Origin of the sequence: Hymenobacter sp. ISL-91 (assembly GCF_018613725.1) — a bacterium.
GTDB lineage: Bacteria > Bacteroidota > Bacteroidia > Cytophagales > Hymenobacteraceae > Hymenobacter.
The window spans coordinates 69,661-87,230 of the sequence record NZ_JAGGPS010000008.1 but is presented as its reverse complement, the minus strand read 5'-3'; the positions used below and the strand labels follow the sequence as shown (position 1 = coordinate 87,230).

The 17,570-nt window shown below is 59.6% G+C and carries 13 protein-coding genes; 10 read left to right on the top strand and 3 right to left on the bottom strand.

What is annotated here, in order from left to right:
* Positions 1-61: 61 nt before the first annotated feature.
* The gene (locus tag J7E24_RS03975; RefSeq protein WP_215135337.1) at positions 62-688 is read right to left on the bottom strand and encodes a hypothetical protein; all 627 of its coding nucleotides are present in this window, start codon (positions 686-688) and stop codon (positions 62-64) included.
* 316 nt (positions 689-1,004) lie between these two features.
* Here J7E24_RS03975 and J7E24_RS03970 point away from each other — a divergent pair, with 316 nt between their 5' ends.
* From J7E24_RS03970 to J7E24_RS03930, 9 genes are all read left to right on the top strand, one after another.
* Positions 1,005-4,442 (top strand): DUF4175 family protein, encoded by a 3,438-nt coding sequence (locus tag J7E24_RS03970; RefSeq protein WP_215135334.1) that lies wholly within the window; start codon positions 1,005-1,007, stop codon positions 4,440-4,442.
* 51 nt (positions 4,443-4,493) lie between these two features.
* Positions 4,494-4,967, top strand: a complete 474-nt coding sequence (locus J7E24_RS03965) for an ATP-binding protein (protein ID WP_215135332.1) — start codon at positions 4,494-4,496, stop codon at positions 4,965-4,967.
* A 65-nt stretch (positions 4,968-5,032) separates the two neighbouring features.
* Positions 5,033-5,515, top strand: a complete 483-nt coding sequence (gene ybeY, locus J7E24_RS03960) for an rRNA maturation RNase YbeY (protein WP_215135330.1) — start codon at positions 5,033-5,035, stop codon at positions 5,513-5,515.
* A gap of 69 nt (positions 5,516-5,584) precedes the next feature.
* Positions 5,585-6,268 (top strand): GNAT family N-acetyltransferase, encoded by a 684-nt coding sequence (locus tag J7E24_RS03955; RefSeq protein ID WP_215135328.1) that lies wholly within the window; start codon positions 5,585-5,587, stop codon positions 6,266-6,268.
* A gap of 206 nt (positions 6,269-6,474) precedes the next feature.
* A complete protein-coding gene (gene mnmG / locus J7E24_RS03950) occupies positions 6,475-8,343 on the top strand; it encodes a tRNA uridine-5-carboxymethylaminomethyl(34) synthesis enzyme MnmG (protein ID WP_215135325.1) in 1,869 nt (622 codons plus the stop codon).
* A gap of 301 nt (positions 8,344-8,644) precedes the next feature.
* Positions 8,645-9,538: a class I SAM-dependent methyltransferase gene (locus J7E24_RS03945; protein ID WP_215135323.1), complete on the top strand. Its 894-nt coding sequence runs from the start codon at positions 8,645-8,647 to the stop codon at positions 9,536-9,538.
* Between the two features lie 216 nt (positions 9,539-9,754).
* On the top strand, positions 9,755-11,377 hold the full coding sequence (locus J7E24_RS03940; protein ID WP_215135321.1) for an Ig-like domain-containing protein: 1,623 nt from the start codon (positions 9,755-9,757) through the stop codon (positions 11,375-11,377).
* Positions 11,378-12,308: 931 nt separating this feature from the next.
* Complete coding sequence (locus J7E24_RS03935) at positions 12,309-12,800, top strand: DUF4385 domain-containing protein (RefSeq protein ID WP_215135320.1); 492 nt, start codon at positions 12,309-12,311, stop codon at positions 12,798-12,800.
* 119 nt (positions 12,801-12,919) lie between these two features.
* Positions 12,920-13,402 carry a hypothetical protein gene (locus tag J7E24_RS03930; RefSeq protein ID WP_215135318.1) on the top strand — a complete coding sequence of 161 codons (483 nt, stop codon included), beginning with the start codon at positions 12,920-12,922 and terminating at the stop codon, positions 13,400-13,402.
* Between the two features lie 203 nt (positions 13,403-13,605).
* Here J7E24_RS03930 and J7E24_RS03925 read toward each other — a convergent pair whose 3' ends face one another.
* A complete protein-coding gene (locus J7E24_RS03925) occupies positions 13,606-15,012 on the bottom strand; it encodes an inorganic phosphate transporter (protein ID WP_215135316.1) in 1,407 nt (468 codons plus the stop codon).
* Between the two features lie 270 nt (positions 15,013-15,282).
* Here J7E24_RS03925 and J7E24_RS03920 point away from each other — a divergent pair, with 270 nt between their 5' ends.
* Positions 15,283-16,806: a glycine--tRNA ligase gene (locus J7E24_RS03920; RefSeq protein WP_215135314.1), complete on the top strand. Its 1,524-nt coding sequence runs from the start codon at positions 15,283-15,285 to the stop codon at positions 16,804-16,806.
* 171 nt (positions 16,807-16,977) lie between these two features.
* Here the strand turns inward: J7E24_RS03920 and J7E24_RS03915 are convergent, their stop codons facing one another.
* The gene (locus tag J7E24_RS03915) at positions 16,978-17,376 is read right to left on the bottom strand and encodes a hypothetical protein (protein WP_215135312.1); all 399 of its coding nucleotides are present in this window, start codon (positions 17,374-17,376) and stop codon (positions 16,978-16,980) included.
* Positions 17,377-17,570: the final 194 nt, after the last annotated feature.

Below are 17,570 nucleotides of genomic sequence, written 5' to 3'. Positions count from 1 at the left end.
GTATTCCCTGCCTGCTGATACGACCGAATTACCGTTCCGCCGGGGCAGCAACGTAAACTTTCTACAGCGCGCTTACGGCCCCGATACCTAACGCCACGCCCAAGCCAAGCGCCAGCCCGGCCCACACCTGGGCGGGCGTGTGGGCATCGAGCACCAGCCGGGCGTGGCTTACGGCGGCGGCCAAAACCGCGCCGCCCACCAGCCACCAAGCCCCCGGGGCGCCAGCCGCGCCGCCGAAGTTCAGGAGCAACAGCAGGCCGAACGCGCCGCCCATGCCTACACCATGGGCCGAAATTTTCCAGCGGAGCGTAATGAGCAGTGTCAGCAGGACGGCCAGTGTCATGCCCGCCATCATCTGGAAAAGCAGCGAGTCGGGCTGCTGAGACTGGTGGAGCAACGCGGCCGTAGCACCGAAGCTGAGCGCGGCCAGCAACAGGGGCGCGGTGCGCTGCCGGCGCTGCCGCAGCTCCACCGAATCGGCGTAGCCCAGCCACACGAGTAAGGCGGTGCCCAGTCCGGGCAGGCCCAGCGTGCCGGCGGCCACCAGGGCCAACACGAGCCCGCGGCCCGGCAGGACCGGGTGCGCTGCTACGCCCGGCAGCTGGTAGCACACGATGTAGAACAGATAAAGCGGCACCAGCAACGGATGAAACACCGCCGATAATACCGTGGCTAACAGTCGGGGCACGAGCCGGGAGAAACAAATTAGGAAGTGGCCAAAGGTACGCCTATGTTGAACTGTTGGCGCAGCGCTGGTAGCGGTTGGCGCTTTTTCAGAGCAGGAACCCATCGACCGACAACTCAGCAAAAAGGAACCTGTTACCCCGTTTCCGTTGTCCATCTTGCACTGCCTGACGGAGTGAAAGTTGTATCTTTCCCGGACCTGAATTGGGCAGCTAAAAGACCAAACTGGCGTCTCTTGCACAAAAGACCGTGTAATTTGTTGTCAGCCAGAACAAAGCTAACAGCTAGTAGCTGATAGTTAGCAGCTTACTGATACGTTTATGGGAGTGGAGCAAGACCCCGCGACGACCCGGGCTTTGGACGAGGTGCTGGGCCGGCTCGATGCGTTTAAGCGCAAGTTTTACCTCAGCCTGCTGGTGCGCGGGGCCCTAGTGGCCGGCGGCCTGCTGCTGAGTGTGTTCCTGGTATTCAGCCTGCTCGAATACTTCCTGTACCTGCCCACCTGGGTGCGGGCCGGGTTGCTGTTCGGGTTTGTGGGGGGCATGGTGTACGCGTTCGTGCGCTGGATCTGGCAGCCGCTGGCAGCCCTTACGCACCTGCGCCGCATGCTGAGCGACGAGCAGGCTGCCCGTCGGGTAGGCGAACTGTTTCCGGAGGTGCAGGACAAGCTGCTGAACGCGCTGCAACTGCGCGGACAGGCCCAGGAAAATGCGCTGCTGGCCGCCAGCCTGGAGCAACGGGCCGGGCAGCTGCGGGGCGTCGAGTTTTCGCGGGGTATTGATATTCAGCGCCAGAGCCGGCCGCTGTGGAAGTACGTGGCCGTGCCTGCGGCCGTGGTGGCGGTGCTGCTGCTGGCTTACCCGGCCTTCTTCGTGCAGGGCACCGGCCGCATTCTCAACTACAACCAGAAGTATAGTCCGCCCGCGCCGTTTACGTTCGTGGTGGAGAATAAAAGCCTCACAGCGTTCAAGGGCGAAGATTTCAGCCTGAATGTGACGGTGGAAGGGGAGGTGCTGCCCAACGAAATCAGCATACAGTATGAGGGCAAGGAGCGCCGCCTGACGCGCGAATCCGGCAACCGTTTCCGCTACGATTTCCGGCAGCTGCGCCGGAACGTGGACTTCCAGCTGGCAGCGGCCGGCTTTTCGTCGGACGAATATGAGCTGAAAGTGAAGGCGCGGCCCAACCTGCGCGACTTCGCCGTTCGGGCCGTGTACCCGGCCTACGTGGGCCGACCCAACGAAACGATTCGCAACACCGGCAACCTTACAGTGCCCGAGGGCACGGAGCTGCGCTGGGAGTTCCAGACCGAAGCCACCGACCAGTTGCAGCTCCACTTCCAAAATCCCAATGAAACCGTGGCCGCCACGCCCGATGAGGCTGCCGCCGGCCAGTTTTACGTGCGCCGCCGGGCCCGCCGGAGCCAGAACTACGCCGTGCGCCTGCGCAACGCCGCTAGCCCCAACCGCGACCCTATTGAGTACCAGTTGACCGTGTTGGCCGACGCCGTGCCCGAAGTAACGCTGGAGAGTTTCCAGGATACCACAGCCCGCCAGTTTCTGGCTTTGGGCGGCAACCTACGCGACGACTACGGCTTCTCGCGCCTGCAGCTACACTACCGCATCCTCGGCAAAAATACCCCCAACGCCGCCTACCAGACCCGTGCCCTGCCGCTGGGCGCGGGCCCCAGCCAGAGCTATGCCTACGCCTGGGACGTGCGCCGGCTGAATATGAAGCCCGGCGACCGGCTCGAATACTTTGTGCAGGCCTGGGACAACGACGGCGTGAACGGCGCCAAGCCGGGCCGCAGCCGGGTGGCCGAATTCCGGCTGCCCTCGCGCACCGAGCAGCGCCAGCAGCTGGCTTCCCAGAGCGAGGCCATGCAAAGCCAGATGAGCCAGGCGGCCCAGGAATCGAAGAAAATGGAGCGCGAGCTGGCCAAAGCCCAGGACAAGCTGAAAGTGAAGCGCGACCTCAACTTCCAGGACCGCAAGCAGCTCAAGGACATGCTGGAGGGCAAACAGCAACTGGACCAGGCCCTGGAAGACCTCAAGCGGCAGTTCGAGCAGCTACAGGAGCAGCAAAACCAGCTCGACCCCCAGAAAAACGAGGAGCTGGCCGAGAAGGCCAAGGAGCTGCAGAAGCTGATGGACGACCTGCTCGACCCCGAAACCAAGAAGCTGTATGAGGAGCTGCGCAAGCTGCTGGAGCAACAGGAAGACCAAAACCAGCCCGACATCCAGAAACTACTGCAGCAGCTCGAAAACAAGGAAAACACCCTGCAGAAGGAGCTGGAGCGCGCCCTCGAAATGTTCAAGCAGCTGCAGTTCGAGCAGAAGCAGGACCAGGCCCTCGAAAAGCTTCAGCAGCTGGCCCAGGAGCAGCAGAAGCTGGCCGAGCAAACCGAGAAGAACGACAAGCAGAACCCCGATAACAAGCTCAGCAACGAGCAGCAGAAAGCCAAGAACGAAGACCTTAAAAACCAGCAGACCGAGCAGCAGCAGAAGTTTGAGGAGGTGAAGGAAGACCTCAAAGACCTCAAGGAAATGGATAAGCAGCTCGACGGCGAAAACGGGGCCGACGAGATGAAGCAGGAGCAGCAGCAGGTAGACGAGCAGCAGCAGCAGAGCCAGCAGCAGCTGGGCAAAAATCAAAACCAGAAAGCCAGCCAGAGCCAGCGCCAGGCCGCCCAGAAGATGCAGCAGATGGCCCAGCAGATGCAGCAGCAGATGGACCAGGAGGAAGCCGACCAGCAGCAGGAAAACATCGACGACCTGCGCAACATCCTCGAAAATCTGCTCAAGCTCAGCTTCGATGAGGAAAACCTGATGCAGCAGTTCCGGCAGGTAGACCAGAGCGACCCGCGCTTTGTGCAGCTCGGCCAGACCCAGCGTAAACTCAAGGACGACGCCCGGGTGGTGCAGGATTCGCTGTACGCGCTGGCCAACCGCGTTTCCCAGATTCAGAGCTTTGTAACCCGCGAGGTGGGCGAGATGAACGGCCGGATGGATGAGGCCCTGGGCCACATAAAAGACCGCAACGTGGGCCGCGCCACCAGCACCCAGCAGCAGGCCATGACTAGCATGAACAACTTAGCTCTGATGCTTAATGATGCCCTGCAACAGATGCAGCAACAGCAGCGCGAAAGCCAGAGTCAGCAGCAGATGCAGGGCGGTGGCAAGCCGGGCCGCAAGAAGAAAAAGGGCTCTTCGGCCGGCGAGGGCCAGATGGGACGTATGCAGCAGCAGCTCAACCAACAGATTCAGCAGCTCCAGCAGAGCGGCAAAACCGGCCGGGCCCTGTCCGAGGAGTTGGCCAAGCTGGCCGGCCAGCAGCAGATGCTGCGCCAGGCCATGCAGGAACTGGAGCGCATGCAGGGTAAGCCCAACGGTAGCAAGCCTGGCTCGAACAAGGACGGCCAGGGCCAGGGTGGTGCCGGTGGCCTCGGCGACATCAAGAAAATGATGGAACAAACCGAAACCGACCTCGTAAACAAGCGGCTAACGGAGCAGACGGTCATGCGTCAGCGCCAAATCCTGACCCGTTTGCTCGAAGCCGAGAAATCGGCCCGCGAACGTGACCAGGACGACAAGCGCGAAGCCCAGACGGCTCAGCAACGACCACCTGTTTTTCCACCCGCTTTCCAGCAGTACCAGCGTCAGCAAACCCGTCAGACCGAACTACTTCGCGCCGTACCGCCCACCCTCACCCCCTACTATCAGCGCAAGGTGAGCGAGTATTTTCAGCAAATGAAGTAGCGTTCTGCTATTTTTACCCTTTACCCGCCGCCCTTCTCTTTTTTACCCCGTATGAAGCAGGTTAAAATTCAAATTCCTTCGCTCGTTGAGAACATCCGCGTAGTGGAGAGCTTTATCGACAACTCGAAGGATACATTTCACATCGACGACGATATTTACGGCAACATTATGGTCGCCGTCACGGAGGCCGTCAACAACGCTATCCGCCACGGCAACAAGTTCGACAAGGATAAAAACGTGCTGCTTTCGCTTCAGGTCGAGGCCGATCGGGTACGGTTTGAGATTGAGGATGAAGGCGCCGGCTTCGACTACGACAACCTGCTTGACCCCACAGCACCCGAAAACATCGAAAATCCTGGAGGCCGCGGCATCTTCCTCATCCGCCACCTCGCCGATGAAGTGGAGTTCAACAAGGACGGCCGCCATGTGCTGCTTACCTTCCTGCTGCCCGGTTCGGAGGCCGATGGAGAGGCTGAAGAGCGCCATTCGACCATCAATGGGGCCGAGGCGCCGGCTGCCCACTAGGTTTCAACCCGGCTGGTTCTGCTTTTCTTTTGCCTGAATTTTTCAATCTCCAGTTTTCGGCTGCCATGAGCGACCTGCCCACCGAGTTCGATGCATTAGATGAGCCGGGACCCGATGCCGAATCGCATGGCATCGAGTTTATGGTGGAAGAGGTGGATTTTGAGCTCGACGACGCCCGCGAACTGACCTCCTGGATTGAGCGCGTGGCCGAAGTGCACGAGCACGAAATCGTGCAGCTCACCTACATCTTCTGCTCCGACGAGTATCTGCATAAGGTGAACGTGGAGTACCTCGACCACGACACCTACACCGACGTCATTACCTTCGACAATGCCGACGACGCCGACATCCTCGAAGGCGACATCTTTATTTCGGTCGACCGGGTGCGCGAAAACGCCGTTGTCCACGGCGTTACTTTCCGCGACGAGTTGCACCGCGTGATGATTCACGGTGTGCTGCATCTGCTCGGCTACGCCGACAAGGACCTGCTCAGCCAGACTGCTATGCGCAAAAAGGAAGACGACTGCCTGCTGCTCCGCACGTTTTAATCTTCCTTTGATTTGATTTGAAAACGCCTGCCGAAACGCGGGCGTTTTTTGTTCTACCGGCACCCCCATATGTCCGTTACGCCGCCGCTTGTCATTCCGGGCCGGGCCCTCGATTTCTACCTCAGCCAGGGCTACTACCGCATGCACCAGGACCTGTTCACCTGCCTGTTTCTGCCGGTGGGAGAGGAGGTGTACACGGTGCACTGGCTCCGCATGGTGCTGGCGGAGGTGAAGTATGGCCCCGCCCAGCGCCGCCTGTTGCGCCAGGCCGAGCGGTTCACGCTTCAGCTACGGCCGTTCGAGCTGACAAACGAATTGGAGGAACTCTACGCCCGCTACCGCCAAAGCATCACCTTCGACGCGCCCGACACGGTGGAAACCTTCCTGCTGAACGGGGCCACCCACAACGTGTTCCAGACCGAAGTGCTGGAAGTGCGCGAGGCGGGCCGGCTGGTGGCAGCCGGCATTTTCGATGCCGGCGAACGGACGATGGCGGGCATCATGAACTTCTACGACCCCGACTACCGCAAATTCAGCCCCGGCAAAATGCTGATGCTGCTGAAAATGGAGGAAGCCCGCCGCCGCCACTACACGCACTACTACCCCGGCTACGTAGTCCACGGCTACCCCAAATTCGACTACAAGCTGTTTCCCTGCCCGGCTGCCACCGAAGTATTCGACTGCCTGCGCGAGGAGTGGCACCCGTTTTCTTGGGAGCGGGTGGACGCCCAGAACGCGGCGCTGAGCCTGTAAGGACGGGGCTTAGCGCCGCTGTCCTTCGGTCGTTCCCGCCCGCCGTTCGGGCCGCAGAACAGAATAAGTTGAAGCGGTGCATCTGCGGGCAGGTACAAGTTGCGCCCCTACGTCGCTCATGGAAGCCAACCGCTAGCAAAAAGGCGGTAAATTTGCGGCTGTCAATCTGCGTTGAACTCTTTCAGGCGCAGACAGATTAACCAACTATGTTTCAGCAAGAAGAATACGATGTGCTAGTGGTGGGTGCGGGCCACGCCGGGTGCGAGGCCGCCGCCGCCGCCGCTAAGCTGGGCTCCAAAGTCCTGCTGGTTACCATGAACATGAACACCATCGCCCAGATGTCGTGCAACCCGGCCATGGGCGGCGTGGCCAAAGGGCAGATTGTGCGCGAAGTGGACGCGCTGGGCGGCATGTCGGGCATCATCACCGACAAAACCATGATTCAGTTCCGGATGCTGAACCGCTCCAAGGGCCCCGCTATGTGGAGCCCACGGGCGCAATCGGACCGGATGCGCTTTGCCGAGGAGTGGCGTTTGGCGCTGGAGCAGACGCCCAACGTGGACTTCTGGCAGGAGGCCGTAACGGGCCTGCTGGTGGAAGACGGCGTGTGCGTGGGCGTGAAAACCCAGCTCGGCATCGACTTCCGGGCCAAGTCGGTGGTGCTGACTAATGGCACTTTCCTCAACGGCCTCATCCACATCGGCGAGAAGCAGTTTGGTGGCGGCCGCATGGCCGAGAAGGGCAGCACTGGCCTCACCGAGCAGCTGCTGGAGCTGGGCTTCGAGGCGGGCCGCATGAAAACCGGCACCCCGCCCCGTGTAGATGGCCGCAGCCTCGACTACAGCAAGATGGAGGAGCAGCCCGGCGACGAGGTGCCCGGCAAGTTCAGCTACCTCGATACGCCCGCGCTGCCCAAGCAGCGGCCCTGCTACATCACCTACACCAACCCCGAAGTGCACGAAATCCTGAAGGAGGGCTTCGAGAAGTCGCCGATGTTCCAAGGGCGCATCAAGGGGCTGGGGCCGCGTTATTGCCCGAGCGTAGAGGACAAAATCAACCGCTTCGCCGACAAGGACCGCCATCAGATTTTCGTGGAGCCCGAGGGCTGGAGCACGGTGGAAGTGTACGTGAACGGCTTTTCGAGCAGCCTGCCCGAAGACGTGCAATACCGCGCCCTGCGCAAAATTGCCGGCTTCGAGAATGCCAAGATGTTCCGCCCCGGCTACGCCATCGAGTACGACTTCTTCCCGCCGACGCAGCTTCACCTCACGCTGGAAACCAAGCGGGTAGCCAACCTGTACTTCGCGGGCCAGATAAACGGCACTACCGGCTACGAGGAAGCCGCCTGCCAGGGCCTGATGGCCGGCATCAACGCCCACCGCAAGGTGCACGGCGAGGCCCCATTTGTGCTTTCGCGCAGCCAGGCCTACATCGGCGTGCTTATTGATGACCTCGTGAACAAGGGCACCGACGAGCCCTACCGCATGTTCACGAGCCGCGCCGAGCACCGCCTGCTGCTACGTCAGGACAACGCCGACCTGCGCCTGACGCCGCTGGGCTACGAACTGGGCCTGGCCTCGGAGGAGCGCATGCAGCTAGTGCGCGAAAAAGAGCAGCAGACCAAGGAAGTAGCTAAGCTGCTGAAGAACTTCGGCATCGAAGCCGCCGACATCAACGGCTGGCTCACGGAAATCGGCTCGGCCGAAATCAGCGAGAAAACCCGGGCCGTAAACCTGCTGCGCCGCCCCGGCGTGGAGCTGCCGGCTTTGGCCGCCGCTCTGCCCGGCCTCGCGCTGGCCCTAGCGCCTTACCGCCCCGACGCGTTGGAGCAGGCCGAAATTCTGGTGAAGTACGAGGCCTACCTGGAAAAGGAGCACCAGCAGGCTGCCCGCATGCAGGAGTTGGAAAACTTCATTATTCAGGGCCGTCTCGACTACCAGGCCATGCCCGCCCTCTCGCACGAAGCCCGCGAAAAGCTGCTCAAAATTCAGCCCGAAACCCTGGGCCAGGCCAGCCGCATCAGCGGCGTCAGCCCGGCCGATGTGTCGGTGCTGATGGTGTACCTGGGCCGGTAGAACGTGAACCGAAAACCAGAAGAACGGTCATTCTGAGCGGAGGCGCAGCCGGAGTCGAAGCATCTCTACCGCAATAGTGACTCAGCCGACTGGCAACGAAGTGGTAGAGATTCTTCGACTCCGGCTGCGCCTCCGCTCAGAATGACCGTTCTTTTTCAGCCTCTCCTATAGTATTGCCAACTGGCCGCCGTTTCTTTCCGATTCGGCGGCCGGTTTGGTTTTGTACCTTCGTCTTACAGCTGGCACCCCGACCTAACCCGGTCGTTGCACTCAGCGAAATCAACCTAATCAGCAAGAATCAGTGATTTACGAGCGTTTGGATACCTGCCCGGTGTGCGGCAAAACGGAGCTGCGCAACAAGCTGGTGGTGGAGGATAAATCGGTGAGCCGCGAGAGTTTCGCCATTCAGCAGTGCGCGGCCTGCACGTTCCAGTTCACCAACCCCCGGCCCGACGCGGCGCATATCGGGCGCTATTACGAGTCGGATGAGTATGTGTCGCACAACAGCGGGGCGGGTGGGCTCATCAACCAGGCATATAAGGTAGCCCGCGTGTTTACCATGCGCCGCAAGGTGGGGCTGCTGAACAAGCTGGTACCCGGCGGGGGCAAGCTGCTCGATTATGGCTGCGGTACGGGCCACTTTCTGGCCGCCGCCAAGGCCGACGGCTGGCAGGTAGCCGGCTGGGAGCCCAACGCCGGAGCCCGCACTGAGGCCAGCCGACGGGTAGGCCAGTCCATCGGTCTGGCCGGATTGGTCGATTTTCAGGAGGCTTCATTTGATGCTATAACGCTCTGGCACGTGCTCGAACATGTGCACGAGCTCAACGACACGCTCCGGCAGCTTATCCGGCTGCTGCGGCCGGGCGGGCTGCTGGTTATTGCCGTGCCCAACGTGGAAAGCCTCGACGCCCAGCACTACGGCCCCGACTGGGCCGCCTACGACGTGCCGCGGCACCTCTACCACTTCAGCCCCAAAACCATGAAGCTGCTGCTTAAAAAGCACAAGCTGCAGGTAGAGCAGGAGCTGCCCATGCCGCTGGATGCCTACTACGTAAGCATGCTCAGCGAAAAGCACCGCGGCAGTCAGCGCGGAGGCTTGCTTTCGGTGCTGAAAACCGGCTACAACTCCAACCAGTATGCTGCCCGCCACGAGGGCCAGTACAGCAGCGTGATGTACGTCGCCCGCAAGCGGTAGGGGAGGGTAAAGCAGAAGGCCAATGCCGACAACCAGAACGTCATGCTGAGCTTGCCGAAGCATCGCTACCGCTTCGTAGCAGTCATTCAACGAAGCGGTAGCGATGCTTCGGCTGCGTTGCACTCCGCTCAGCATGACAGTAGCATTTGCTGCAATTAGTTTCCTTCCTCCCCGTTCTCAAAATCCGAGTACCCTTTTCCATCTGTACACCCTGCAATGCGCATCGCTTTCTTTCTGATTACGGCCGGAACCCTGAGCGGCTGCGCGGCCATCAGCTCGCCCGAGGGCGGTGCCCGCGACACGACGCTGCCCAAGCTCGTCAGCTCTACGCCTGCCAACGGGGCCCGCAACGTAACGGGCCAGAGCGTGCGGCTGGAGTTTTCGGAGCAGGTGCAGCTGACGGACCTGGCCAAGAATCTGCTTGTAGCTCCGGTACTCGACCCAGCCAATACCTACAAAATCCGCGAAGACCGCACCTCCATTACGCTCACCTTCGAGCAGCCCTTCCGGCCCAACACCACCTACTCGTTCAACTTCGGCGACGCCATCAGCGACATCACCGAGAAGAACAAGGCGGCCAACGTATCGGTCAGCTTCAGCACCGGGGCCCAGCTCGATTCGGGCGCGGTGCGGGGCAGTGTGGTGGGTTTGCTGAGCCAACAGCCGGCCGAGGGGGTTTCGGTGCTGCTCTACCCCGAGGCCGATACTTCCGACATTCGGCGGGGCGTGCCCACCTACCTGGCCCGTACCGATAAGCAGGGCAGCTTTGCGTTTCGCTACCTGAAAGAAGGCCGCTACCGCGCCTACGCGCTGGCCGACAAAAACCAGACAAACCGCTACGAGGAGCCCGAAGCAGTAGCCTACCGGCCCGGCGGCGAGCTGCTGACAGTGGGCCCCCGGCCCGACACGTTGCGCTTCGTGCTGACCAAGCCCGACAGCCGCCGCCCCCTCATCACCACCCAAAAAAGCGCGCCCACCGATCAGCGCATCAGCTACAACGAGGGCCTGCTGACGGCTACACTCGCGCCGCTGGGCAGTGCCACCGCGCCGCCACCGGCCCTGCAGGAGGCCGTGCAGCTAACCGAGCGCAACCGCACGGCCGTGTTGTACCGTACGGCCGCCCTCACTGAAGGCCGCTACCTGCTGGCCGCCACCGACAGCGCCGGCAACGTGGCCCGCGACACGATTGCGGTGAAATTTGCCGAGCCGCCCGCCAAGGCTCCCAAGCCAGTGCCAGCGTATACCGTAGAGGGCAGCCCCAAGGAAGTGTACCGTCAGGGCCAGGTGAAATTCGTGTTCACCGAGCCTATCCGCATCGACCCCAAAAAGCCCATTGGTACGCTGGTAGAAGACTCGCTGAAGCGCCGGCCGCTACGCCTGCCCCAGGATGGCAGCCTCAGCCCCGACCGCACCACGCTCAGCGTCAACCTCGACACCAAAGCCCGCAAAACCATTACGCTGCTGCTCGACAGCACCGCCATCCAGAGCGTTACGGGCCGGCTGCTGGGGCTGCAGCCGCTCAAGCTGCGCGTAGTCGACCAGACGACCACCGGCACGCTTAGCGGCCCCGTTCAAACCACGGCCAAGCGCTACTGGGTGCAACTGCTCGACGAAAAGGGCCTGGTGCTGTCGAGCCTCGATACGCCCAAAGGCAGCTACCGCTTCGACAACCTCGCGCCGGCCACCTACCGCCTGCGCGTGCTCATCGACAGCAACCAGGACGGCCGCTGGCAGGGCGGCGACCCCGACCTGAAGGCGGACCCCGAGCCGGTGTTCCTCTTTCCGAAGCCCATTACCATCCGCTCCAACTTCGACAACGTGGAGACGCTGAGCTTCTGACGCCACCCTTTATAGCTTCATACACGCAAAAGCCCGAATCCGTCTTCTGGATTCGGGCTTTTGCGTTGGGGCCGAACCGGTAGGCCGAAGTAGGCAGGCCGCATCCCTGTCTGGCAGGCCGTATTAGCTCATGGGTTGGTGGGGCTGCTACCCCAGCTCGGCCAGCGGGCCCGGTCGGCTTCCGATGAGTTGTTGGCTGTCCATAATCCTATTTCGCGCTATATAGGAAGCGGGCCTGAAAGATATCCACAGCATAAAACGGCGGTTGGGTGGCGCCAGTGGCTTTTTGTTACCCCTGACCGGCGCTAATCCACATAGTTTTCCACGTTTGCAGCATCTGCACGCATAACCTGTGGATAAGGATGGGGAAACATGGGGATAACGCGTGGAGAAGTTGCGGACATCTTTTTTTGGTAGTCCGGCCGCCCTAACAGCCCTATTATCCACCTAAGCATTGGTGGATAAGGGTGGATAACTATCCCCCAAGAATCCCACAATCCACATCGGTCCCGGGCTGTGGATTGTGGATATCGGGATAAGTCCTGTGGATTGTGAAAAACTCCTATAAGCATCTGTAAATAAGCTGTTTATTATCCACACACCCTGTTGGCAGACGGTGGATAAGTAGGGTCTTGTGCACATGTTATCCCGACCGTGGATAACCTGCTTTTCTTATCCACTTATCAACAGCCCTAACGATGGGGATTAAAAAGATTTATTTAAAAAAAGATATTTCAAAAGTTATTAAGCTTGTGGATAAGCAGGCCGGTTTCAGAAAACGCCTTGCCTAGCGGCCGGTGCCGGGCCGGAAGCCGGCGCCACGCTGCCAGGGCCCAGTTAGCGGGTTTTGCCGCAACCGGGGCAGCCCCGCCGGGCGAAGCCGCGTATACAGGGCTGTTGCTCCTTGCCGGCGGTTGCCCGGCTGCCGCCTATGCCCTTCGACTACACCCTCGATTTTGCTGCCGTGGATTTCCGCCGCCACCCCGAACTGTACCGGGTGGGCAAGGGCGAGCAGGGTGTGCTATTGGTACAGCCCTATAAAGGCGAGATTCTGCCCCACTGGCGCTTCCGGACGCCCGAGGTGGCCCGGGAGTCGGCCGATACTATTTACGGGCTGTTTGAGGCTTACCTGAAGGCCCACGACTTTGTGGGGGCCGACATGGCCCGCAAGTTTCTGCAGATGGGTTACACCCGCGCCCGGCGCTACGCCAACCACCGCGGCGGCAAAAAGTACGATGGCCCCGTGCCCGACGACAAAAAAGGCCAGAGTGGCGCCCACGGCCGCCCCGAGCTACCCCGCGCCCCCGAAGACCCCGTAAAGGCCAAATCGGCCGCCATCTTTAAAGCCAAATGGGACGAGGCCCGCGCCCACCCCGACTACCAGGAGCAGCGCGCCGAGTTTCAGGAACGCTACGGCAAGTGAATTTGGAAAAAGCGGGTAGCTTTTAGCTGTTAGCTTTGACCATTCGACCTTCAAAACCGTTAACCCAGCAAAAGCTATCAGCTAGCAGCTGATAGCTCTCAGCTTAAAAACAGACCACTATGCAACACCCTGCCCAACCCTCCAGCACCGACGAACACGAAATCCGCCTTGGTACCGGCATGGGGCCGCTCAAGTTTGGCGCCTCCCAGGACGAGGTTCGCTCGCTGATGGGCGAGCCCGAGGAAATTGAAGAGTCGGAAGACGATGACGAGTTTGAGCACCAGGCCTGGAACTACCTCGACGAAGGCTACTCGCTTTACTTCGACCGCGAAGATGACTACCGCCTGAGCTGCATCGAAACCGACCACCCTGGCATCCGGCTCTACGGCGAAGCTATTCATGGCCGCAGCCCCGAGCAGATTCAGGAACTGATGCAGCGCCACGGCCACGAGCAAAGCGAGATTGAAAAAATGGACACCGGGGAGATGCGCATTTCCTATGAGAAGGAAATGATCGACATGTATTTCGAAGATGAGGAGCTACAGTTCGTTAACTTCGGGGTGTTTATTGATGAGGATTTAGAAGTGCAATGGCCCGCTTAGACTGTAGTTATCCACAAACCCCGGCCTTTTAGCTGTTGATAAGTTGATAACCTCTTCATTTTCCGTATTTTCACTGTTTTAGTATTTACTAATGGGACAGTTGTCCCATTCTGACACCAGGCTGAAAAGCAGCAATAGACTAAAAAAGCCACTCCGAATTTCGGAGTGGCTTTTTGTCTTATTCCAATAAACTGCTAAATAGATTAGCCCGGCAGAATGGCACGGAACAGCAGAAATAGCAGGCCCGAAAGCGCCATGGTAACCGGTAGCGTGAGTATCCAGGCCAGGGCAATGTTGCGCACCATTACAGGGTTCACATTCTTCACGCCCCGGCTGGCCACCATGCTACCTGCAATAGATGAGGTAAGCACGTGCGTAGTGGAAGCCGGCAGGCCCAGCGCCGAGCTGATGCCAATCATGGAGGCGGCTACCAGTTCAGAAGAGGCTCCCTGGGCATAGCTCAGGTGCTCCTTGCCAATCCGCTCGCCAATGGTTTTTACAATGCGCTGCCAGCCGACCATTGTGCCAATGCCCAACGACAGCGACACGATGACGAATACCCAGGTAGGGGCATAGTCAGTAAACGATTTCAGGCCTTTCAACCCATCGTCCAGCGTCTGCCGGTCGCGGGTGCTCAGGCGTACTTTGTCGCTTTCTTGGATAAGCTTGGCGCGATTAGAGAGCAAGAGAATGGCCTTGCGGATTTCGAAACGGTCGGACTGTGGAATCTGCTCGACCTTGCTCTTGCCTTCGAAAATCCGGTCGAGCGCGTTGGTCTGCACCCGGATTTCGGCCACCGTTTTCTGGTCTTCCCGGCTTAGCTCGGGTACGTTTACGCGGCTCATTACCTGCTCTACGCGCACCAACGAGTCGCGCATATCAAGCGGATTTTTGGTGTGGTCGAGGGCGAAATAGGCGGGTACAATACCAATGAGGATGAGCATAATCAGACCCACACCCTTTTGGCCGTCGTTCGAGCCGTGGAAGTAGCTTACCAGTGTGCAGGTAACCACCAGAATGAGGCGGATCCAGAGCGGTGGTGGCTTATGCTTGTGCGGCTCCTTGAAGATGGATTTGTCTTTGATAAGCCGCCGCAGCAGAAACATGAGCAGAATGGTGAGCGTGAAACCGAAGGCCGGGCCTACGATGAGCGCCAGTCCGGTGTCGCCTGCTTTGCTCCAGTTCACCCCCGAATTGATGACGCCGGGCAGGAAGCTGTAGGCAATGCCCACGCCCAGAATCGAGCCGATAAGCGCGTGCGACGACGACGAGGGCAGGCCGTAGTACCAGGTGCCAATGTTCCAGATGATGGCCCCGATAATGAGCGCGCCCACCATGGCAATGCCGTGGTACACGTTGCCATCTACGAGGCTTTCGACGGGCAGCAGGTACACAATGGTCATGGCCACAGCCACGCCGCCCGTGAGCACGCCGACAAAATTCCAGAATGCCGACCAGATAACGGCCACCCAGGGGCGCAGGGCATTCGTGTAGATGACCGTGGCTACGGCGTTGGCCGTGTCGTGGAAACCATTCACGAATTCGAAGGCGCAAGCCGCTATCAGGCAGGCAGCCAGCAGCAGCAGCACATGAGGCTCTAAGCCAAACATAAGGGAGTAGTTGGGTGAGAAATCGGGAAAAACAAATCCAAAGGTACTTCGGACCTCAGGCAGGGCAAGGTTATGAAATTGTTACTGGCCCGGCTGGTTGGCCGGCTGGAGGGCTAAACGCAGGATTGCCAACTACGGCTGAAATCTGCCTTCCAACTGTCAGAGAAGCCGTTTTACACCAGGGTGCGGTTGCGGGCGAGGCTTTGGTTACTTTTGCCTGTCGTTACGTGCTTTGCCCGAAACGACTCTTCTCTCAACCCCGCATCTGCCATGAGCAACGCCCCCAAACCCGCCGCCGCGGCCACTACCGAAGGCACGCTGGCCAACATCGTGTCGCACGCCAAGGAATACGGCTTCGTATTCCAGTCGTCGGAAATCTATGACGGCCTGGCCGCCGTGTACGACTATGGCCCCAACGGCGTGGAGCTCAAAAACAACCTCAAGCAGCTCTGGTGGAAAGCCATGACCCAGCTGCACCAGAACGTGGTGGGCCTCGATGCAGCTATTTTCATGCACCCGCTCACTTGGAAAGCCTCGGGCCACGTCGATGGCTTCTCGGACCCCATGATTGACAACCTCGACAGCAAGAAGCGCTACCGCGCCGACGTGTTGCTCGAAGACAAAGCCGCCGAGTACGAGAAAAACGGCGAGCTGGCCCGCGCCGAAACCCTCCTAGCCGAAATGGGACGCCTGCTGACGGCTGAGGATCTGGCCGGCGTCAAACAACTCATCATTGATGAGAAAATCGTTTGCCCCATCAGTAAAACCGGCAACTGGACTGAGGTGCGCCAGTTCAACCTTATGTTCAGCACGCAGGTAGGCGCGGTGGCCGAAGATTCGAGCCAGATATACCTGCGCCCCGAAACGGCCCAGGGCATCTTCGTCAACTTCCTGAACGTGCAGAAATCGGCCCGCCAGAAGGTGCCGTTCGGTATTGCCCAGATCGGCAAGGCCTTCCGCAACGAAATTGTGGCCCGGCAGTTCATCTTCCGGATGCGCGAGTTCGAGCAGATGGAGTTGCAGTTTTTTGTTCGCCCCGGCACCGAGGGCGAGTGGTACGAGCACTGGAAAACCATGCGCCGCCGCTGGCACGAGGTAATGGGCCTGCCCACCGAGAAACTCCGGTTCCACGACCACGAAAAGCTGGCCCACTACGCCAAGGCCGCTGTCGATATCGAGTATGAATTCCCCTTCGGCTTCAAGGAAATCGAGGGCATCCATTCGCGCGGCGACTTCGACCTGAGCCAGCACCAAGCTCTGAGCAAGAAGAAGCAGCAGTACTTTGATGCCGACATTGACCCCGAAACCGGGAAGGCCTACGGCAACTACGTGCCCTTCGTGGTGGAAACCTCGGCCGGCGCCGACCGCCTGTTTCTGGCCACGCTGTGCCAGGCTTACCAGGAAGAAACCATTACCGAGGGCGAAGGCGAGCAGCAGCAAACCAAAACCCGCACTCTGTTGCGCCTGCATCCGGCCGTAGCGCCCATCAAGGCGGCCATTTTCCCGCTGGTTAAAAAGGACGGCATGCCCGAGAAGGCCACCGAAATCTTCAACAGCCTGCGCCACGATTTCCGCGTGATTATGGAGGAGCGCGACGCCATCGGTAAGCGCTACACCCGCCAGGACCTTATCGGCACGCCCTTCTGCATCGTGGTAGACGGCCAGACGCTGGAGGACGATACCGTAACAGTACGCCACCGCGACTCGCGCGAACAGACCCGCATGCCCATCTCGGAGCTGCGCGGCTACATTGGCGAGGCCGTAAGCTTCTCGCGCATTTTCGAGCAGTTGTAAGAGAAAGAACCAGAGCTAGAAGTTAGAATTCCGGCTGTCATCCTGAGCAAAGCGAAGGACCTTATCACGTGAAAACGAATCGTTGTTACGGTCGTTCAAGCGTAATAAGGTCCTTCGCTGCGCTCAGGATGACAGCCGGAATTCTAACTTCTACCTCCTAGCTTCTCTAAATCAGTTCTCACTCAGCCACTGGGTGGCGTCGTGGCGGGAGGTGAAGTAGTTGAACTCGACCTGGGCCGGCGGGAGGGAAGAGGACGCCAGCGAATTGCCAATCTGGTACTGGTATTGGCCCTCCGAAACGAGGGCGGCAATAAACAGGGTCTGGTCGGGCTGCTTGGCTACGGCTTCGCCGAGCGGGGCCAGCAACTCTTCTAGGTCGTCGGTGGAAGGGGCATTACGCTTAAGGTCGAGGAGCAGCCGGCCAATATTCTGGGTCAGCATCTCCTCCAGCGCCAGCTGGTAAGCCTGCCCGAATGAAACCGATAGCCCGGTAGCCGTGTAGCTTAGGAGCAAGGTAGCCGAATCGGAGTCGAAGGTGAGAGATGTATCGGGTGAATGGTACAATACCATGTCAATTTAAAAATAACAAGACGTTATTTGAATAATGCAAATGAATGTATTTGCAACCGTCTGAAAAAGCTGTCTTTACGGAAAATATGACGCAAAATGTTTCATATATTCCAAATAAAAAATGTTTGCTCTGAAATAATTCTTCCTCAAAGCAGCTGTCCGTCCGGCACTTACTGATTAGTTCGGTCCGGCTA

What these genes read in the sequence shown, in the direction of transcription:
- J7E24_RS03955 (WP_215135328.1), top strand. Translation starts at nt 5,585, where the DNA reads ATGTCCGTTACGCCGCCGCTTGTCATTCCGGGCCGGGCCCTCGATTTC.
- J7E24_RS03920 (WP_215135314.1), top strand. Translation starts at nt 15,283, where the DNA reads ATGAGCAACGCCCCCAAACCCGCCGCCGCGGCCACTACCGAAGGCACG.
- J7E24_RS03915 (WP_215135312.1), bottom strand. Translation starts at nt 17,376, where the DNA reads ATGGTATTGTACCATTCACCCGATACATCTCTCACCTTCGACTCCGAT.
- ybeY (WP_215135330.1), top strand. Translation starts at nt 5,033, where the DNA reads ATGAGCGACCTGCCCACCGAGTTCGATGCATTAGATGAGCCGGGACCC.
- J7E24_RS03930 (WP_215135318.1), top strand. Translation starts at nt 12,920, where the DNA reads ATGCAACACCCTGCCCAACCCTCCAGCACCGACGAACACGAAATCCGC.
- mnmG (WP_215135325.1), top strand. Translation starts at nt 6,475, where the DNA reads ATGTTTCAGCAAGAAGAATACGATGTGCTAGTGGTGGGTGCGGGCCAC.
- J7E24_RS03935 (WP_215135320.1), top strand. Translation starts at nt 12,309, where the DNA reads ATGCCCTTCGACTACACCCTCGATTTTGCTGCCGTGGATTTCCGCCGC.
- J7E24_RS03925 (WP_215135316.1), bottom strand. Translation starts at nt 15,012, where the DNA reads ATGTTTGGCTTAGAGCCTCATGTGCTGCTGCTGCTGGCTGCCTGCCTG.
- J7E24_RS03940 (WP_215135321.1), top strand. Translation starts at nt 9,755, where the DNA reads ATGCGCATCGCTTTCTTTCTGATTACGGCCGGAACCCTGAGCGGCTGC.
- J7E24_RS03965 (WP_215135332.1), top strand. Translation starts at nt 4,494, where the DNA reads ATGAAGCAGGTTAAAATTCAAATTCCTTCGCTCGTTGAGAACATCCGC.
- J7E24_RS03970 (WP_215135334.1), top strand. Translation starts at nt 1,005, where the DNA reads ATGGGAGTGGAGCAAGACCCCGCGACGACCCGGGCTTTGGACGAGGTG.